The following is a 19,504-nucleotide window of genomic DNA, read 5'->3' on the forward strand; positions in this document are numbered from 1 at the left end:
GGGTACACTGGAAGCATGCATTTGTATTTCCTGTGACGGTTGAGTAGGCCTACCGCGCTCGTTGAGCAACTCCGAGCTAGCGACGGCCGCTCGTTCTGACCCTGGAAGGGTCCCCGTCATTTGCGTGCCCGCTGGCTGTTTGGCTCGTCGCGGTGCGCCTTGCTGAAGGATTTGAATGCTTACCCCTACTAACCGTCATCCGGCGCGCCATCGCGCGCAACTCACCGCTTCCGACGTCTCCGTAATGCGAGGCGTAACCCCGGTGCTCAACCATGTCGATCTCGTCGTCACTCCCGCGTCCCGTGTGGCGATCGTCGGAGAGAACGGGCGCGGAAAGACCACACTTCTGCACGCGCTCGCGGGCACGCTGGTACCTGATAGTGGAACGATCCAGCGCATCGGCACGCTCGGGCTCGCTGAACAAGAGATGGACTCCACCGACAACCGAACCGTTGGGCAGGCCGTCGCGGAGGCCATCGCCGAACCGCTCGCAGCGCTGGCCACACTCGACGACGCCGCTGCCGCTCTCGCGGAAGGGAGTAGCGAGGCCGCAGAGCAGTACGCTGCGGCCTTGGAAGATGCGGAAGCGCTCGACGCTTGGGATGCCGAGCGCCGGGTACAAATCGCGCTCGAAGCACTCGACGCCGAAACCGACATGACGCGGTTGCTCGCTGATCTGTCTGTGGGGCAGCGATATCGAGTGCGGTTGGCCTGCCTGTTGGGGGCTGAAGATGATTTCTTACTGCTGGACGAGCCCACCAATCACCTCGACCGCAGCGGACTTGATTTCTTGACCATGCAACTCCGCACGCGCAACGGTGGTGTCGTCATCGTCAGCCACGATCGCGCGCTGCTCTCTGACATTGCGGAGACGGTGGTCGACCTCGATCCGACACCTGATGATCGCCCCCGCATCTACGGCAACGGGTACGCGGGATACCGAGAAGGGCGCGTGGCCGAGCGGGAACGCTGGGAGCAGGAGTACGACCGCCAGCAGCAGGAGCAAGCCCGGCTGCAGGACAGTCTCAGCGCTGCACAGAACCGACTCGTATCGGGTTGGCGACCGGAGAAGGGGTCACCGAAGCACGGCCGCGCGACGCGCGCGGGCGGGCTGGTGCAGAGCGTGCACCGACGCCAGGAAGCACTCGAAGCACACGCGGTGACGGTACCTGAACCACCGCAGCTATTCCAGTTCCCCGACCTGCCCACACGAAAAGGGGCGGTGCTACTAAACGTCGACAACGTGAGCCTTGCCGGGCGGTTAGCGCAGCCAGTGTCGTTCGAACTCTCGCACCGCGGCAGGCTCGTGGTCACCGGCTCGAACGGGGCCGGAAAGTCGACGCTCCTGAGTATCGCGGCGGGCGAACTACTGCCAGATACGGGAACAGTGCGGACATCCCGTGGCACGCGTTTGGGTTTTCTTCGTCAGGAGACGATGCTGCCGCCTGATCGCCGGGCGAACGAGGTATACGCCCGACACCTCGACGAACTCGTCGGTCAAGGAACGCTTCAATCATCTGAGGCGGTCGGTCTCGGTCAACTTGGACTGCTGCGATCGCGCGAGGCAGGCAAACGAGTGGGTGAACTGTCGATGGGTCAACAACGACGCCTCGATCTGGCGCTCGTACTCGCGGCACGCCCGCACGTGCTACTACTAGACGAGCCCACCAACCACCTCTCCATCGCGCTCGTTGACGAACTCACCGAGGCACTCGGGGCTACCCAAGCGGCCGTCGTACTGTCGACCCACGATCGGCAACTCCTGCGCGATGTCGCCCAATGGCCTCATGTACATCTGATGGCGATGGCTGAAGGCGAGGCACTGGTATGAGCAACACCATCAAGCTACGCGCACTCCGCCCATTGGCATCACGTGATTACCGTCTCCTGTTTGCCGCCGTCGGCATCGAGGTATTCGGGACCGGTATGTGGACGATCGTCATGGTCTTCCAAGTACTCGCACTCGATGACAGCCCACTTGCCTTGTCGGCGGTTGCAACCGGAATGAGTCTTGGCCTGTTTGCGTTCTCCGTTCTCGGTGGGGTTGTCGCAGACCGGTTCTCCAAACGGCGGATTCTCATTACAGTGCAGGGCTCAACGGCCGCGATCATGACCGCCGTGGCGGTCCTGTCGCTCACCGGGAATATCGAACTTTGGCACGTCGCCGCAGCCTCGTTCGCGATGGGTGCCGGGAGCGCCTTTTTCTACCCTGCGTACAGCGCTTACCTACCTGTGGTCCTTCCGCCGGAGCAACTCCTGGCCGCGAATGGGCTCGAAGGGGCGCTCCGTCCATCGATGGGGCAAGGGCTGGGCCCGGCCCTCGGTGGAGTCATCGTCGGTATGTTCTTCCCCGCTATCGGAGCGGTCATCGTCGCGGCTTCGTACGCGATTGCTTTCGTCATCACGTTGTTTCTTAGCCGTCGTGACGAACACACTGAGCCCACTCCTCCCGAGGATCGCCCGAGCGTCTGGGGTGACCTTCGTGCGGGGGTTGCCTACGTGGCTCGTACACGCTGGTTGCTTTGGACGCTGATCTTCGGGTCTTCGCTTGCGCTCATTGTCCAAGGCCCGATCGAAGTTCTCCTCCCGTTCCTCACCCGCGACCGATTCGAGGATGCTGAAGCTACTTTCGGGTTCCTTCTGGCCGCCTATGGGATAGGTGGGGCTGTCGGTTCGCTGATCGTGTCGTCGTTGAAGCTTCCTCGTCGGTACTTGACGTTTATGATCCTGTGCTGGGGTGGAGGAACACTACCTCTTGTGGTCATTGGCGTTGCCGACAATTTGATCCTCATGCTCTCCGCGCTCTTTGTCGTCGGTGCACTCACCGGGGCTGGCGTTGTCGTGTGGGGAACATTGCTGCAACGGTTGGTGCCGCTCGACATGATCGGCCGAGTCGCCAGCCTCGACTTCTTCGTTTCGATCGCGTTCATGCCGGTCTCAATCGCCATCGCAGGGCCGCTCTCACTGTTGGTTCCCATCCCCATCATCTTTGTGATTGCGGGAGTCATTCCGCCAGCTCTCGCGTTGATCGCATTGCTGGCCGGGCGCATGCGCCAGACCGAGGACAGTCAACCACTAGACGCAGACTGACCTCGATGGCTCTGGGAATATCCCGGACGTTCGGCTTCGAGCCTTTAGTGGCTCGAAGCCGAACTTTTCGTACCGCTGGCCCGATCTCCGCAGAAGACTGCGCGAGGCTGATCTTCGTGCGTGCCGGATCGGTTCTGTTGCACAACGAGCTGGGTGTGCAACAGGCGAACGTTGGAGACGTCATCACATTGGGGTCAAATGCCATGTTCGGCTATGAACCGGAAGGCTTCGTGACCGTGACAACGATCTGCCTTGATCTCGACTACGTTATCGACCAAGTGTTCTGGCAACATGCCGCCAAGTTCACCGACCGGCTGGAGGCAAGAACCTTTTACGAACTGGAGTATGTCAAGCCTGCTCAACTTCTTCGGATTGGCGAACATCGAACGGAAATGCTCGCGCCTTGGCTGGACAACCTTGTTGCGTTGAGTCTCGACGGGTTGTCGTCAGACCGCTTTCACCGGGCGCAATCGTTGCTTTCCGCAATCCTCGACGTCGTCTTTACTTACCACAACATGGAGACTGAACCTGTCGGCGCCGTCCGGCCTGCGCGTCGCGAAGCCCTACATGTTTCGGGCCTACTCGCCTCTGATCTCTCGCGCCGCTGGTTAGCCTCTGAACTTGCTGAGGCGGTGTACCTCTCAGAATCACAGCTGCGACGGGTGTTTTCAGAAGCCTTTGGGAAACCACCGCTTGCATACTTGACGACACTCCGAACGCTCAGAATGGCGCAGCTGCTGAGAGACACGGCTATGCCGATCGCAGAGATTTCTTTCACGGTGGGGTGGAGTGATCCTGACTTCGCTGCCCGTCAGTTTCGTCGGTATGTTGGGCGTTCACCAAGTGAGTACCGACGATTCGAGCAGAGCCGAAACTCGCAACCGTACCCGGAGTGAACACGCAATCCCGCACGGCGAAACGATCGTACTTACAGAGTGGCTCAGTGGGATCACCGCTTATGCGATAGACCAAGTCTGACCACGTCGGGTTCAGTGATGCACCTGGCGGTCGCACACTTTAATGTCCGTCGTCCGTCTCGATTTCGTTTCCTGAGCTCCTTCGCGCACCTTCTGGTCGCAGAGGTCACCCGTCGTGTGTGGGTGTCTGCGGGAGGAGGATGCAATGACAACGGTCGAGGAGGCGCGGGCGGCGCGGGATGCGAAACTCGACGCCCTGCACGAACAGCTCACTGGCGCGGTGGAGTCGTTGGTATCGGGCGAGGATTGGAAACGAGCGTTGGAGTTCGCGGCTCGGTTCCGTGCCCGGTCGTTCAACAACACGCTGCTGATCTTCGTGCAGCATCAGGCGGCGTTCGAGTCGGGCCGGGTGCCGGAACCGGTGCCGTCATATGTGGCGGGCTTCAAGCAGTGGCAGGCACTTGGCCGGCAAGTCTCAAGGGGCCAGTCGGGGTACATGATCCTCGCCCCTGTGACGGGCCGGTTCGCGTCGTTCACGCCGAAGGTGGCGGAGTCGTGGCGCAGGCTCGGCCGGTTCGAGAAACCGAAACCGGGTGAGGCAGTGCGCTCCCGCATGGTCGGCGTCCGCCCCGCCTACGTCTGGGATGTCTCCCAAACTGCCGGCGACCCGATTCCCGCGCCGCCATCACCGCGGCTGCTGGAAGGCGAAGCGCCCGACGGGCTGTGGGAGGGCATCGCACGTCTCGTGGAGGCGGAGGGTTTCAGCGTGTTGCGGGTGCCGCATGAGGGCATGATCCACGGTGCAAACGGTCTCACTGACTTCGGTGCGCGGTCGGTGGCGGTTCGGGAGAACATGCCCGAGGCGGCACAGGTGAAGACTCTCGTGCACGAGCTCGCCCATGTGCTGCTGCACGGGCCGGACAACGTGGATGCGACGGGGCATCGCGGGATTGGTGAGGTGGAGGCGGATTCGGTGGCACTGATGGTCGCCGCAGCGCACGGCATGGACACCAGCGACTACACGGTCCCGTATGTGTCGGGGTGGGCGGCGACAGTGCCGGAGAAGTCTCCGGTCGAAGTCGTCCAGGCCACCGGCGAACGAGTCCGAAAAACCGCAGCTAGCATTCTTGATCAGCTCCCCACCGTGCAGATCGGCAACGGTGACCCTCCTGGCCTCACCCGGGACGCCCCAGCGAACAAACGCTCCGATCCGGTGGTCGAGGCGACTGCTGATCCGTTGGCGGAGGGACCGCGCCGCGCGGTGGCGTCGTCGGTGAGGAGCCTGTGATGGGTGCCGTCGATCTGTTCACCGAAGTCGGCGGGATGCCGCTCTCGGAGGCAGCGGCGCGGTTCGCTGCGGCGGGGGTGCCGGTGTTCCCATGTGTGCCTGGTGAGAAACGCCCTTTGGTGCTCCGCGGGTTTCATGATGCCACCGCTGATCCGGCGCAAGTCGCGGAATGGTGGTCAAGGTGGCCGTCCGCGAACATCGGCATCCCCACCGGTGCCGTGTCCGGGGTGGAGGTTGTCGATGTCGACGTGCATCCGACTGGCACCGGATTTCCTGCTTTCCGCGAAGCGCACCGTCAAGGCCATGCCGCGGGGTGGGCTGCGCTCGTGCGCACCCCCTCCGGTGGCCTCCACGCTTACTACCCGGTGAACCCTGACCGTGCGCAGTCGTCCTGGCAGGCCGCGCGGGCGCATGTTGATTTCCGTGGTGACGGCGGCTACATCATCGCGCCGCCGTCGAAGGTGCTGCGCCCCGGCGGGGTGCGGGCACCGTATCGGCTGATCGTCGCATCAGGTGATACCCCGGTGCCAGTGGATGCGGTGCGGCTGCGCGAGTTTCTGGACCCGCGCACTCCGATCTCTATCGACCGTGCGCGTGCTGCTCGGTTTGAGCGGCGGGGGTCGGATGCGAAGGTGCTCGCCGGCTGGGTGGCGGGGCGTGGTGAGGGTGAGCGGAACCGGGGCCTGTTCTGGGCCGCGTGCCGACTCGCAGAATCCGGCACCCCACTCGACGCAACCCTCGACGCCCTGGGCCCTGCGGCGGAGCACGCGGGACTGGGGCCGCGGGAGATCATGGCGACGATCCGCTCCGCCTACCGCACCACCCACCTCGCGCCCCGCACATCCGTAGAACCCGTGGAGGATGAGCGGCGTGTGGTGCGCGGATCGCCAGGGCGGGTGATCTCATGAGCACCACCGAAACTGTCTCGCCCCGGGGTCGCCGGTTGGCGGTGGTGACAGCGATCACCGGCACCGTGTTCATCGCAGCCGGCGCGTTCTGGCTGTCCTTCACGGCACTTGCCGATCTTGCCCGACGGTCTGGGATCGATGCGGGTCAGGCGTGGGCGTGGCCGCTGATCGTGGACGGCATCATCGTCGTCGCGACCGTCGCCGTCGTCGCCCTCGCCAGCCAGTCCCGCCCGACGTGGTACCCCTGGACGCTCCTTGCAGCGGGGGCAGTGGTGTCGGTAACGGCGAATGCGATCCATGCGATCATCGCCGCCGACACCGATGTTCCCAGCCTCCTGGCTGCGTCGGTTGCGGCGATCCCGCCGCTGGTGCTGCTGTCGATCACGCACCTCACCGTCATCCTCACCCGCACCACCACACCGGACGCAGGCGTGAATGCGATCGAGGATGCTCCGGTCGAAGCCACCACTTCCTCGGGGCCGGTCGTCGTGCCGGAAGTTGAGCAGGCGCACGCAGTGGAGTTGCCGGTGGTGTCGGTGAGCGAGCGGCGGGCGGAGGCGACTCACTTGCGGGAGGTGGAGGGGTGGTCGAACAAGCAGATCGCCCGGCACCTGGGCGTGCACCCCTCCACCGTCGGCCGTTGGTTCACCCCGGCTATTAGCAAGGAGAAGACCTCGTGAACGAGAACGCAGAGACGAGCCGCACGGAACTACCGGAGACACGGCCCGAGATGGTTGAGGGTGGGGAGGCGGAGCGATCGGCGTTCGCCGTGCACCGCGACCCCTCCCTCACAGGAACTGCTACTGACCCTGGTTCGCGGGTGGGGCGCGGGATCGCGTGGGTGCGTCCGACTGATCTGATCGCGTCGAGTACCGCCAGGTTCGCGGGCCGCGGCATCAACTTTCAGACAGAGCTCGCGCACCGTGCCCGCCGCGCGCCGGGTCAGACCTACCGGATGACCCGTGACCGTGCCCGTGACATCCGGGATCGCCGAGCGGACCGAGCTGTAGCTGCGGGGCCTGCGGTGTTCGAGTCGTTCGATGTGTTCGAGCCGCAGGATCGGCCCCGCTCGTCGTCGTGGGTGCGGCCGTCCGGGATCGGGCTGGGGTGAGTCGCCATGTGCAGACGACAGTGGCGCGACGGGGTCGGTGGGGAGCCGGTGCGCACCTTCCTGTCAGGAGGTGCCACTATGCCACAACGAAACACTCCACGCCGCGACCCTCGCGGGCGTGGGTTTGAGAACTCAGAACGACTCCGCGAACTCCTCACCCGTCTCAACACTGCGGGCCCCGATGCCTGGCGGACGGACCCCGAGGCGGCGGCACTTATGCAGCACGCCGCCCAGAAATACGGCTCCCTCGCACGCAAGCACGGCCTCGACCCGTGGGAGGCAGCGACCGCGGCGTTTGAGGCGATGCGCACGGCCTCGGTGCGGCGGGCGGATGATCCGTGGGCGGTCGTCACCCGCGCCGTGCAGATCACCTGCATCGCAGAAAACCGTGCCAACGGACTCTTGTGCTCCGTGCATCAGGCGCGCAGACCCAGGTACTCGAGTTTCCATGACGCCGAACGCTTCTCCGACCGCGAAAACCCTCTCACCGACTACCACCCTGCATTCCGCGCCGACCCTTTCGCAAGTGATGGCGAGGATGACGCCGACGACGAGGTGGAAGTGTCAGGGGCGACAGGCGTGGAGTCGGCGGTCGAGGACACGATCGCGCTGCTGTGCTGGTACGGGTGGGAACCAGAACTCGCCCGTGCCGCGGTCGAGTGCGTCTGCGCCCGTCTCGCAGAATCCGTTTCACGAGCAGGGGCATATGAATCGCTCCGACGCGATCGGCACGCCCGAGCCCTGCTCGATATCCCCGCCCCGTCCTGGTACCGGCTGCTGCGCATCATCCTCGGATCACCGGACGCAAGTCTCACCGGCACGAATGCGAGCCGTGGCGTGTTGCTGCGTCTCCTGATTGGCGAATCACTCCGGCACCTGCTCGCCGATGTTGACCTCGCGGTCGCCGTCACGGTTGCCGCGCCCGGGGTGATGCGGGGCCGATCATGAGCGAGCCGGGGCATATCGAGCTGGAACGGGCCGTCGAGTCGATCTGGGCCGGTCGCCGCCACCGTGAAGACTACGGCGACCTCGATCCCTTGGTGGAGTCGATCGCGCGGGATGGGCTATTGCAGCCGATCACGATCACCCCGGACGGGATGCTGATCTGCGGCGCCAGACGTTTGGCCGCGATCCGCCGGCTCGGATGGAAGACGGTGAATGTGTGGGTGCGCTCCGGCATCTCCAGCCACCTCGGGCAACTCCTCGCCGAGCAAGACGACAACCTCCTCCACAAGCCGCTCACCCGCACCGAAGAAGCTACTCTCTACGCCGAACTGAAAGCCCTGCTGGTCGAGGACGCGGCAGGTCGACAGGAAGCGTCACGGTTCACCTCGAAACAAGAAAACCCCAGGTCACACGGTGGGGCCACGGTAGCCCCACCGTCAGCCGGGAGTATCGGGAAGACCCGCGAGCAGGCCGCGATCATGGTCACAGGCCGCAACGCGTACACGTCGATGGAGCGCATCAACGAACTGCAACGCCTCGCCGCTGACCCCGGCCAGCCCGATGACGTACGACAGCGGGCGCGGGAGGAACTTGACCGGATTGACGCGGGCGGGTCAATCACCGGAGCCCGGCATCGCATCCGCGCCGCGCAAGCCCTCGCCGAACTCGACGCCCTCGCCAGCGACCCTGCACAACCGGTAGGCATCCGCGACACCGCAGCCGCAGGAGCTGCGCGTCTCCGGGAGCTTGAAGACACGGCACGACCGACCGACCTGGAACGTCTCGCGGAACTCGCTGTCGAGCGCGCGAGAACGGCGACGAAGAAGCGCCCCGCCCAGCTCGCCTCAGCACGGCTCCACGCGGTTGAGGAGCAGCCCCGGGAGTTCCTACCTGTGCGGTCGTTCGTCTACCTCTGGGATGAACTCTCCACCTGGACCGAACGCTACCACCCCGAAGCCATCGGCCCGGCCTTATCGGGTGAGCAGTGGGCGGTATTCGAGGCCGCCGTCACCGCGACGGTCGCTTTCCTGGATACCGCCCGCACTGCACGAAACATGCGCCGCGAAACAGCCTGACCCTCCGCCGTCTCCCTGCCTCTGAGTGCCGTGGTGCACCTGTCTGGTGATCCGAATCTCGTCGGGAAGGACACCAGGATGGACCCCACCGCTCGCCGCCGCCGCACCGTACTCATCGCTACCATTGCCGGCGGCCTCATCCTGCTCGTCCTCATCGGCGTCGGCCTCTACGGACTCATCCGCGGACCCCAAACCACCGAACCCGCTGAACGTACTCCGACGGACGGCCCGACGGCCACGAGCCCGGCACTCGTCCCGGCAGAACCGGAACCTGTGGTCGCGCTCGGCGGGCCGGAGGAGTTCGCGGCAGCGGTCGCGGAGGCGCTGTTCGTGTGGGATACGACCAGCGGGTATGGGCCTGCCGATTACGCGCAGATGCTCGCCGATGTCACCACCGACACCGAAGCCGACGCCGCAGCATCCGATGTCCGTGCCTACCTGCCGACGCCGGAAGCATGGGCGCAGCTCCGCACCCACCAAACCCGGCAGTGGATCACCATCGACACCATCGAAATCCCCACCGCGTGGGAGGACGCGGTGGCGCAGGCGGCGCCGGGGCAGATTCCTGACGGTACGGTCGCGTACACGATCACTGGCACCCGCCACCGCACCGGCTACTGGGGCACCGACCCCGTAACGGCAACGCACCAGGTCGCGTTCACCGTGTTCCTCACCTGCACCCCCGAACAAACCTCTGCACCGCCGCCCGCTGATCCGGCCACCGGCACCTGTCTCTTGTTGCGGTTGTCGCAGCTCGACAACCCGCTGCGGTGACCAGCCATGCTCAAAAAACTCCTCGCCACCCTCGCTGTCGCCGCCGTCTGTTTCGGCCCCGCGACCGTGCTCCTCTCCGTCGCCGTCCTCGCAAACCCTGCCGTCGCCGCGTGCGCGCCGGGGTCGTTGATCGTCGGGCCGATCCCGGACTCACTGACCGCAACAACGAAGAACGGTGAGACGGTGACGCTGAATCGTCAGCAGCTCACCCACGCCGCAACCATCATCACCGTCGGCAGCCAAACGGATGGGGTGGGGCGTCCGGGGGTAGTGATCGCATTGATGGCAGCACTCACCGAGTCGCACCTGCGGATGCTCACAAACACCGGCACCTACCCCGAATCCGCCGAATACCCCAACGATGGAGATGCCTCCGATCACGACTCTCTTGGCTTGTTCCAGATGCGGCCGCAAGCCGGGTGGGGCACCGTCTCCGAACTTATGGACCCGAACTATCAAGCCCGCGCGTTTTACGGCGGACCGGCCGGACCCAACTACCCCTCACCGAGAGGGTTGCTCGACATTCCGGGGTGGCAGCAACTTGACCCAGGCGAAGCAGCTCAGGCCGTTGAGGTGTCGGCATACCCGGATCGCTATCAGAACTATCAGCCCGTCGCTGAAGCGATCCTCACCGCCCTCACCCGCCCCGCACCATCAGGCGGCGGCAACCGTGGTGAGGTGGTGGTGCCGGAGACCACCAGAGTCGTGTTCCCGTTGCCGGAGGGCACCTGGGTGCGGACCAGCCCGTTCGGGTGGCGGATCGATCCGGTCACCTTCGAGGGAGCATTTCACTCCGGCAGCGACTACGGGGCCGCCGACGGCACCCCGATCTACGCCGCTGCAGATGGGATCGTCACCCACGCTGGCTACACCGGCAGCTGGGGCGGACTCATCATCATCGAGCACACCGTCGGTGGAGAGCGCATCGCCTCGTACTACGCGCACATGTGGGAACACGGCATCTACGTCACCGAAGGCATGACCGTCACCGCCGGGCAACACATCGGTGATGTCGGCTCCTCCGGGAAATCCACCGGCCCCCACCTGCACCTCGAAATCCGGCCCGGAGGCGAAGGGCAGCCCGCGATCGACGCCGACCAATGGCTCACTGACCAAGGCGCCGAAGGCATCACCGGCGGCACCACCTCGCGCGCATCCTGCACCTTGACTGGTGGTGGGCGCTGATGGGCGTGTTTCCTGACTTCGGTGGCGTCGGTGCCACCGGCGACCTCCGTACGGTGATCGGTGCGCTGCTGATGTTCGTGCTCATCATCGCGGTGCTCATGCTGATTGTCTCCGCGATCGTCTGGGCCATCTCTTCATCGACCGGCAACCCGCATACCGCGACGAAGGCACGGATCGGGGCCTGGGTTGCGCTCGGAACCGCAGCCCTCGCCGGAGCCGGCGTCGCCTGGGTCAACTTCCTCCTGGGCGTCGGTGAGACGCTATAGAAGCAAGCTCTCGTCTCCGGCTATGCCCGTTGAGTCAGGAAGCGCGTAGGTCTCGCCAAGGCTGGCGAGAGACCTGACCGATCACGTCGCCGCTCCTTTCGAGCAGAGCGGCCATTGATCGATATCTCGAAGCGAATCCCTCGGGGTCAACGGTCGGATTAGCGCTCTTCCAACTGGCCATCGCTTGGTTGAAATCTCGCTGGATGGACGGCGATACACCCGGCAGATAGTTTTCAGCCAGTCGGCACTCGAGTTGATTCCACAGATCGATGTACCGATGTTCAAGATCGCCAGCCTTCTTCGCCAGGCCGCCCGGATCATCGTAGACGCCGAAGTACATCATCTTGCGACGAGCGTGCGGGATCGATTCGACCTTCGCCTGTGCTGCTTCCATCTCACTCTTAGCCTGCGCCAGATCCTTGAAGTCTCGGTCGAGGAGATGAGGGATCAAAGGCAAGGCGAGGTCATGAGACGGGATAGCGATGCGCTGGACAGCATCGATGGTTTCGGGGCGGATTGCGAGCGACAGGACACCTGTTCCTTCGTGGACGTTGAGGTACCGGACGGCGTCGAGGTCATCGCTGTCGAGGTCGCTGATGCTCAGCTGCGCTGCCTCATCGTGGTTTTCGTCTCGATAGCCCGGGTTGATGCGGCCTGGTTGGAGTTGAATCGCGACACGGTAAAGGTAGAACTGGGAACCGCCGTCGTGCTCGTCGTGCATGCGTCGGAGCATGTTCTCGATTGCTGTCTCGTACGTGCCAAGGTGTAGCGCCTTCGTCGTGTGAAACGAGACGTAGTGATCCCGCTTTATCGGACGATGGTCGTTCTGTTCCATGTCCTCGACAAACCGGCGTGCGTAATCCGGCGACGGCCATTCCGGCTCAGTGCTCGTGTGGTACCACGCAAAGCGGCTCACAGCCTCATCATCAAGCGCAGGATCGTCTTGATCACGGAGTGCGGCAACGGCGATCCCGAAGTGGATGCTGGCGCCACAGTGCGCGCACATCATGTGAGCCCCATCGGCCTCCGCGAAATAGTCCTCCGCTGACAGAACCGAAACGCTCCCGCAGACGCAGTTCATTGCGTAGCCGTAGTCGAAGCCGTCACTCCGCTCTACAAGAACTGATTTATCAAGGTTCCCCATCCAACACAGCGTATCGAGGGACGCGGGGTGCACCTGGCTGACAAGTCCGCCATTCCCCGGCGCTTATGAGCAGAAGGAGCACCCCTGTGATTGATATCGATCCGAACGGTACCGGGCTTCCCGGTATCGAGCAGTTGCGCATCATCGTCGGCGCGGTCATGACCGTCGGCCTGATCCTCTCCGTCCTCGCCCTGATCGTCTCCGCGATCGTGTGGGGTTTCGGCGCGAACAGCAGCAACCCACACCTCGCGTCGCGCGGGAAGGTCGGCGTGCTCGTGTCTTGTGGGGCGGCGATCATCTGCGGCGCGTCGGTGACGCTCATCAACTTCTTCTGGGGCGTCGGCCAAGCCGTCTGACCCCATCGCGTACGAGGGAAGGACGATGCGGTGAGTGTGTGTGATGTGCCGGTGATCTCGGCCGTGTGCGACACCGTCGGGCAAGGAGCAGCGACGTTGATCGCGGCCCCGTTCGACTGGCTCGCCCAGGCGATGGGCGGGGCGGCGGCGTGGCTGTTCGAGGCGGTCTGGGCGGTGTTCGACACCACCACCCTCGTCGACGTCACCGACGAAGGCTACGTCGGGGTCTACAACATCCTGTTCGGGGTCGCGGTGTTCATGGTGCTGATCTTCTTCTGCCTGCAACTGATCACCGGCCTCATCCACCGCGACCCCACCGCCCTCACCCGCGCCGCCCTCGGAGCCGCGAAAAGCATCCTCGGCTCGTTCGTAGCCATCGGCCTCACCGGGCTGTTGCTGGAGATCACGGATCAGCTCGCGGTCGGGATCGTGCAGGCCACGGGGAACACGATGGAATCCATTGGCGACCGCATCACCCTGCTCGCAGCGGGGTTCGCGGGGATTAACATCGCCGCCCCCGGTGTCGGGGCGATCGTCACGATCTTCCTCGCCGGCCTCGCCATCAGCGCGGCTGCGATCGTGTGGTTCTCGCTCCTGATCCGCAAAGCGCTGCTGCTGGTGGCGATCGTGTTCGCCCCGATTGCTCTCGCCGGGTTCTCGTGGGATGCCACCAAGGGGTGGTTCGGGAAATGGGCGACGTTCGTGATTGCCTTGATCCTGTCGAAGCTGGTGCTGGTGGTGATCTTCCTCGTCGCGATCACCCAGGTCTCTGCTCCGATTGAGCTTGATCTGGCGTCGATCAGCGACCCCATCGCGGGTGTGGTGTTGATGTTCATCGCTGCGTTCGCCCCGTACATGACGTACAAGTTCGTCACGTTCATCGGCTTCGATATGTACCACTCGATGAGCGCGGAACAAGAAGCCAAGTCCGCCGTCAACCGCCCCGTCCCCGTGTCGTCACCGCCGAAGACGGACGGGGCGAAGAAGGTGCTCGACGGCGCGGGAGATAAGGGCGGTGGTGCGGCACCATCCGGTGGAGGCACACAGTCTGCAACGACTGCTACGCCCGCTGCAGGAGGGGGTGCAGCGGCAGGTGGTGGTTCCGGTGCCGCGGCCGGTGCGGGCGGCGGGAGCTCGGGCGGCGGTGCTGGCGCAGCCGGTGCCGGAGCTGGCGGGGCTACTGCTGCTGCGGGGCCTGCGGCAGCGGTCGTCGTTGGGGCTCAGGTGGTGGGTGCGGCAGCGACCGCGGGGCCAAAACTTGGCGGCAAGGTCGGTGATGCTGCGGAAGGGCACGCGGCAGGGGCCGGTGAGACCGTGCAACCCGCACCACCACCGCCCGCACCGAGTCACACGCCGACCGCACCACCGGCACGACCGGCACCATCGCCGCCGCCTGCGCCGTCGCCGAAGCCGTCTGCCGGGAAGGAGTAAGAACTGATGTCGACTCAACAGAACACGAGCAGTGCAGGGTTCGGGTTGCGGGCGGTGCAGTTCTCCCGCCTCACCCGCCGCGGCATCCTCCTCGGCCTCTCCCTCCCGCAACTCATCGTCCTCGCCACAGGTGTCCTCTCCATCGTCGGTGCCCTCTACGCCGGCGGCGGGATACTGCTGGCCTGGACCACACCCATCTGGCTCCTCTCCGCCGTTCTCGCCTGGACCCCGGTCGGGGGCCGGAAACTCATCGAATGGGTGCCCGTCACCTTCCGGTGGGCGGCGCGCACGCAGGCGCGGCAGACGGTGTTCCGGCGGAGCGTCGTGAAGCCTCGCCCTGCGGGCACGCTCGCCCTTCCGGGTGATGCGGCGTCGCTGCGGGAGTGGGAGGACCCGGAGACGGGTGCAGCGATGATCCACGACCCCCATCACCAGACCCTCACCGCGATCGTCGGCGTCTCACATCCCGCGTTCGTGCTCCTCGACCCCGGCGAGCAGGAACGCCGCGTCGCCACCTGGGGTCGGGTACTCGCCACCACCTGCCGGTCCGGGCGGATCGCCCGCCTGCAAGTGTGCGAACGCACCCTTCCCGATGGGGGTTCCGGGCTGGTCGAATGGTGGCAACGCCACGGCACCGATGACGGCTCCTGGACCTCCACCGTGTACCGGGAACTCATCGACCGTGCCGGTCCCGCCGGGGAACGCCACGCCACCACCATCAGCCTCGCCCTCGACCTCAAAGCCTCAGCCCGCCAAGTACGCACCAACGGCGGCGGCATCAAAGGTGCCGCCGCCGTCCTCCGGCAGGAGATGACGACGCTCGTGACGGCGTTGCGGGCGGCGGAGCTCACGATCACCGGGTGGCTCACCCCCGCACAGGTCGCGGTGATCCTCCGCGCCGCCTACGACCCCGCTACCGCCGCGATCCTTGAACGGAATAGCGACATCGGGCGCTCCCTTGCGACTGCGGGACCGGTCGCGGTCACCGAGTCGTGGGATCGGCTCAGGTCGGATTCCGCGCACCATGCGGTGCTGTGGGTGTCGGAGTGGCCGCGGTCGCAGGTGTATCCGGGGTTCCTCGCCCCGGTGTTGTTGTCGTCGGGGATTCAACGTTCTTTCTCGCTGGTGTGCACGCCGATCCGGTCGGATCAGGCAGCCCGTGACATCAGGAAGAAGAAGACCGAACTGATCTCGGACGCTGCGCAGCGGCAGAAGATGGGGCAGATCGAAGACGCCTCCCAAACCGCCGAATACGGTGACGTACTCCAACAAGAAGCCGACCTCACCGCCGGCCACGGCGTCCTCCGCTACACCGGCCTCATCAGCATCTCCGCCCCAACCCCGGAAGAACTCGACACCGCGGTCGCCGCAATCGAACAGGCCGCCATCCAAGCCTCCTGCGAGACCCGGCGCCTGGTCGGGCAGCAGGCACAAGCCTTCACTGTCGCAGCGTTGCCGCTGTGCCGCACCGTCTGAACGACAGGAGCCCGTCATGTCGACTTTCCAGAACCCGACCGTGGACGCCGCCGAAGCGTCCGAAGCGCTCCGTGGGCTCGCACACGCCTCCCGGGTGTTCGAGGACCCCGCCGACACCTATGCCGTGCTCGGTGATCTGCTTGCTGGGGTGCGCTCCCTCCGGCAAGTGCTCGACCAGCTCGCCACCGCCCACCTCAAGCACCGGGTGCGCGCGCACGACGACGCCGGGGATCAGACCGCCGGTGCGACCGACGCTCTCGCCGCGACCGCTGAGCTGCAGCAGGCCGCGGCGTTGCTGGACGGGGTACACGACCGGGTGGATACGGCAATGGCTGCCTCGGGGCGGATCTCCTGGTATCCCGCCCCTACAGCACCGGGGCCGGTGTCGCGGTGGGTGAGTGTCGTGTTCTTGGAAGGCCAGGACGCCGACGAGGTGCTGACGATCATCGACCGCGACGGCGCTGATACCGCTATCGAGCACCTGGCCGGGTTCGACATGGGCGAAGAGACCACACAGGCTGCACTCGTCAACGGGTACGTCTACGACACCATCCCCACCGGCCCCCTCGACCGCACCACCACCACAGGTACTTACACGCTGACGTACAACCATGACCACGGGCACGTCTCCCTACACCGCGCACACCCGGAGGCTCAGGAACCGACCGCTGAGGCTCCGACACCGAGGCGGGCACCAGCACAGTCGCGGGCACGTCGGCCGGCCCCACGGGTTGAGGAGGATGATGACTGGTTCGCGCCGTCGCAGTCGCAGTCGTCGTCGGTGTCTCGGGGGCGGGCGCTGTGAGCGAGCCCCAGAAGCTCCATACTGCGGCGTTGGTCAAACCGGCCGGGGAACGCCGCCGACAGCGGAAAGCGCGGAAGCACGCCGCTGCGAAGATCGAGACCAACGCCCGCAGAGCCGAGCAGACAGCGGAGCGTGAACGGGTCGCGGCCGAGCGTGCAGAACGCCGCAACACCACCTACCTGCCCGCCGCCGGCGAACCAGGCGCGGCAGCGCTGCGAACACCGGGGCGGTTGCGGTTGCCGCGGCACCAGGACACGTCCGCGACACTCGCGGGCGCGTACCCGTTCCTTGCCGAAGGTGGCCTCGGCGCCGACGGCGTGTTCATCGGCCAAGATCTGTACTCGGGCGGATCGTTCGTCTACGACCCCTGGACCCTGTACGCCCGTGGTGTCATCACCGCACCCAACATCGTCCTGGCCGGGATCGTCGGCTCCGGGAAGTCCTCACTCGCCAAGAGCCTCTACACGAGGTCGATCCCGTTTGGTCGTCGCGTGTATGTGCCTGGGGATCCGAAGGGTGAGCATACGGCGGTTGCGGAGGCGGTTGGTGGGCGGGCGATCGTCCTCGGGCATGGGCTTCGCAACCGGCTCAATCCGCTTGATGAGGGCCACCGCCCGTCTGGGGTGAGTGATGTGGAATGGGCGGCGCAAGTCGCGTCGCGGCGCCGTGAACTTATCGGTGCGCTCGCAGAGACTGTGCTGGACCGGGTGTTGTCGCCGTTGGAGCACACCGCGATCGACCTCGCTCTGAGAGATACCGTCCGTTCCAGCGACGTGCCGATCTTGCCGATGGTGGTCGACCGCATCCTCGGCCCCGACTCTGCGACCGACACGGATGGCCGGCTGGCGGAGGATGGCCGGCTCGTCGGCCACGCCCTCCGCCGTCTCGTGGCGGGTGATCTTGCGGGGTTGTTCGATGGGCCGTCGACGGTCAGGTTCGACCCGTCACTGCCGATGGTGAGTTTGGACTTGTCGCGCGTGGCGGAGAACAGCACGTTGATTTCGGTGTTGATGACCTGCTCCAGCGCGTGGATGGAGTCGGCGCTGATGGACCCGAACGGTGGGCACCGGTGGGTGATCTACGACGAAGCCTGGCGACTCATGGCCTACCCAGCGCTCCTGCGCCGCATGGACGCGCAATGGCGGTTGGCGCGGCATTACGGGATCGCGAACATGCTGATTTTCCACAAGCTCACCGACCTCGACAACGTCGGCGACTCCGGCTCCGCGATGCGCGCCCTCGCGAACAGCCTGTTGGCGAATGCGGAGACGAGGATCATCTACCGGCAAGAACCCGACCAGCTCGGAGCCACCGCCGCAGCCCTTGGACTCACGGGCACCGAACAGAAACTCCTCCCCGGGCTTGGCACCGGGCAAGGACTCTGGCGCATCAAAGAACGTTCCTTCGTCGTCCAGCACCAACTCCACCCCGCCGAGCTCGCAGCATTCGACACGACCGCGAGGATGAAGGGCTAAATGCTTAGGTTCAGGATTTCTGAACCTTGATTCCGCGTGATTCGGCGAGTCTCAGCCGATTGGTGGGGCGTTGTGAGGGTGTAAGTTCCGGCGCCCTCCGATCCTCTCGTGATGACTGTTTCGGCGTGCTGGTTCGTACCTATCCCTCGATTGATTCGCCATGAACGAGGGAGCAGCACTAATGGATACGATCAACGAGCTGGCAGCAGATGAGCGCACAGCGAGGATCATCCTCGCGGTCGCGTCCGAACCAGGTGACGCGGTGACGGGGCGGATGATCCGCACCGTCGGCGCATCCGAGACCATCGCCCGCGTCCTCGCCGATGAAGTCCCACCCCGGCCGGATGGTGACACCTGGCAGCGGCGCCTCGCACCACGCATCGACCTCGCGCAGACGCGACGGGTGCTTGCTGAGACGGAGCGGCCTGGGATGCGGGTGTTGATCCCTGGCGATGCTGAATGGCCTGCCGGGGTCGACGCGCTCGGTGATGGTGCACCGGTGGCGTTGTGGGCGAAAGGTGACATCGGGCTGCTGAGCCGGCCGGTGTGGGATCGCCTCACCGTCACCGGGGCCAGGGCGTCCACCGCTTACGGGGAGCACGTCACGACGGAGTTGGTGCAGTCGGCGGTCGCCGACTCCCGTGTGGTGTTTTCGGGCGGCGCGTATGGGATCGATGGTGCCGCACACCGTGCCGCACTCGCCTCCGATGGTTCAACGGTCGCGGTGCTCGCAGGCGGCCTGGATCGGCCGTACCCCGTGGGGCATGCTGATCTCTTTACTCGTGTCGGCAAGGACGGGCTGTTGCTCTCGGAATTGCCGCCGGGTGCGGCTCCGACGAAGTGGCGGTTCCTGCAACGCGGCCGGCTTCTCGCCGCGCTCTCCGGGAGCGTCCTCATCGCGGAAGCCGGCTACCGTTCCGGCACCCTCCACACCGCCGCCCGTGCATCAGAGCTCGGCCGTCCGGTCGGTGCGATTCCCGGGCCGATCTCGAGCGCCACGTCCACGGGGTGTCATCGGTTGCTGCGTGACGGGCTCGCCGCGGTGGTGACTGGCTATGACGATGTGCGGGAGTTGCTGCATGGGGTTCGTGATCGGGCTCACCGTGCCGTGCAGGAGCGTGCGGGGCTCGAGTCCGACCCCCTCGATGCTGGGCCGCCGGCGCAGGGTCGGGATTTGCGGGGGCCGGTGTTGTGAGGCGGGTGGTGCACCTGGTGTGAAGGCGGCCGGCTCGTGTCGCTGATGAACAAACACCAGGA

At 65.4% G+C, this 19,504-nt stretch carries 18 protein-coding genes; 17 read left to right on the forward strand and 1 reads right to left on the reverse strand.

Features of this window, described 5'->3' with window-relative positions:
* The first annotated feature begins 175 nt into the window (after positions 1–175).
* The 11 genes from D1J51_RS16065 (at position 176) to D1J51_RS16120 (ending at position 11,560) form a co-directional block, all read left to right on the forward strand.
* Positions 176–1,831, forward strand: a complete 1,656-nt coding sequence (locus tag D1J51_RS16065) for an ABC-F family ATP-binding cassette domain-containing protein (protein ID WP_024355927.1) — start codon at positions 176–178, stop codon at positions 1,829–1,831.
* Positions 1,828–3,090 carry an MFS transporter gene (locus tag D1J51_RS16070; RefSeq protein WP_029746528.1) on the forward strand — a complete coding sequence of 421 codons (1,263 nt, stop codon included), beginning with the start codon at positions 1,828–1,830 and terminating at the stop codon, positions 3,088–3,090. The genes D1J51_RS16065 and D1J51_RS16070 overlap by 4 nt, the downstream gene beginning before the upstream one ends.
* A 5-nt stretch (positions 3,091–3,095) precedes the next feature.
* The gene (locus D1J51_RS16075) at positions 3,096–3,986 is read left to right on the forward strand and encodes a helix-turn-helix transcriptional regulator (RefSeq protein WP_119076935.1); all 891 of its coding nucleotides are present in this window, start codon (positions 3,096–3,098) and stop codon (positions 3,984–3,986) included.
* Positions 3,987–4,212: 226 nt separating this feature from the next.
* Complete coding sequence (locus tag D1J51_RS16080; RefSeq protein ID WP_119076936.1) at positions 4,213–5,295, forward strand: ArdC-like ssDNA-binding domain-containing protein; 1,083 nt, start codon at positions 4,213–4,215, stop codon at positions 5,293–5,295.
* Complete coding sequence (locus tag D1J51_RS16085) at positions 5,295–6,203, forward strand: bifunctional DNA primase/polymerase (RefSeq protein ID WP_119076938.1); 909 nt, start codon at positions 5,295–5,297, stop codon at positions 6,201–6,203. Before D1J51_RS16080 ends, D1J51_RS16085 begins: the two co-directional genes overlap by 1 nt.
* Positions 6,200–6,883 carry a DUF2637 domain-containing protein gene (locus D1J51_RS16090; RefSeq protein WP_205547987.1) on the forward strand — a complete coding sequence of 228 codons (684 nt, stop codon included), beginning with the start codon at positions 6,200–6,202 and terminating at the stop codon, positions 6,881–6,883. The genes D1J51_RS16085 and D1J51_RS16090 overlap by 4 nt, the downstream gene beginning before the upstream one ends.
* Positions 6,884–7,392: 509 nt before the next feature.
* Positions 7,393–8,262 (forward strand): hypothetical protein, encoded by an 870-nt coding sequence (locus D1J51_RS16100; RefSeq protein ID WP_119076940.1) that lies wholly within the window; start codon positions 7,393–7,395, stop codon positions 8,260–8,262.
* Complete coding sequence (locus D1J51_RS16105; protein ID WP_119076942.1) at positions 8,259–9,335, forward strand: ParB N-terminal domain-containing protein; 1,077 nt, start codon at positions 8,259–8,261, stop codon at positions 9,333–9,335. The genes D1J51_RS16100 and D1J51_RS16105 overlap by 4 nt, the downstream gene beginning before the upstream one ends.
* A gap of 78 nt (positions 9,336–9,413) precedes the next feature.
* Positions 9,414–10,109, forward strand: coding sequence for a hypothetical protein (locus D1J51_RS16110; RefSeq protein ID WP_119076943.1), 696 nt, complete (start codon positions 9,414–9,416; stop codon positions 10,107–10,109).
* 6 nt (positions 10,110–10,115) lie between these two features.
* A complete protein-coding gene (locus D1J51_RS16115) occupies positions 10,116–11,294 on the forward strand; it encodes a M23 family metallopeptidase (RefSeq protein ID WP_119076945.1) in 1,179 nt (392 codons plus the stop codon).
* A complete protein-coding gene (locus tag D1J51_RS16120; protein ID WP_024355938.1) occupies positions 11,294–11,560 on the forward strand; it encodes a DUF6112 family protein in 267 nt (88 codons plus the stop codon). Before D1J51_RS16115 ends, D1J51_RS16120 begins: the two co-directional genes overlap by 1 nt.
* Before the next feature lie 34 nt (positions 11,561–11,594).
* Here the strand turns inward: D1J51_RS16120 and D1J51_RS18075 are convergent, their stop codons facing one another.
* Positions 11,595–12,704: a hypothetical protein gene (locus tag D1J51_RS18075; protein WP_152485631.1), complete on the reverse strand. Its 1,110-nt coding sequence runs from the start codon at positions 12,702–12,704 to the stop codon at positions 11,595–11,597.
* Positions 12,705–12,769: 65 nt separating this feature from the next.
* Here D1J51_RS18075 and D1J51_RS16130 point away from each other — a divergent pair, with 65 nt between their 5' ends.
* The 6 genes from D1J51_RS16130 to dprA all read left to right on the forward strand — a co-directional run bounded on the left by D1J51_RS16130 (position 12,770) and on the right by dprA (position 19,442).
* Positions 12,770–13,060 carry a DUF6112 family protein gene (locus D1J51_RS16130; RefSeq protein WP_029746532.1) on the forward strand — a complete coding sequence of 97 codons (291 nt, stop codon included), beginning with the start codon at positions 12,770–12,772 and terminating at the stop codon, positions 13,058–13,060.
* A gap of 30 nt (positions 13,061–13,090) precedes the next feature.
* On the forward strand, positions 13,091–14,491 hold the full coding sequence (locus tag D1J51_RS16135) for a conjugal transfer protein TrbL (RefSeq protein ID WP_162903898.1): 1,401 nt from the start codon (positions 13,091–13,093) through the stop codon (positions 14,489–14,491).
* A 6-nt stretch (positions 14,492–14,497) separates the two neighbouring features.
* On the forward strand, positions 14,498–15,967 hold the full coding sequence (locus D1J51_RS16140; RefSeq protein WP_119076948.1) for an SCO6880 family protein: 1,470 nt from the start codon (positions 14,498–14,500) through the stop codon (positions 15,965–15,967).
* A gap of 16 nt (positions 15,968–15,983) precedes the next feature.
* Positions 15,984–16,772 (forward strand): hypothetical protein, encoded by a 789-nt coding sequence (locus tag D1J51_RS16145; RefSeq protein WP_024355943.1) that lies wholly within the window; start codon positions 15,984–15,986, stop codon positions 16,770–16,772.
* Positions 16,769–18,247 (forward strand): ATP-binding protein, encoded by a 1,479-nt coding sequence (locus tag D1J51_RS16150; RefSeq protein WP_119076950.1) that lies wholly within the window; start codon positions 16,769–16,771, stop codon positions 18,245–18,247. The genes D1J51_RS16145 and D1J51_RS16150 overlap by 4 nt, the downstream gene beginning before the upstream one ends.
* Before the next feature lie 181 nt (positions 18,248–18,428).
* The gene (gene dprA, locus D1J51_RS16155) at positions 18,429–19,442 is read left to right on the forward strand and encodes a DNA-processing protein DprA (RefSeq protein ID WP_024355945.1); all 1,014 of its coding nucleotides are present in this window, start codon (positions 18,429–18,431) and stop codon (positions 19,440–19,442) included.
* Positions 19,443–19,504: the final 62 nt, after the last annotated feature.

The sequence above is a fragment of the Leucobacter sp. wl10 genome (assembly GCF_003569785.1).
In the GTDB taxonomy this organism is placed as follows: Bacteria; Actinomycetota; Actinomycetes; order Actinomycetales; family Microbacteriaceae; genus Leucobacter.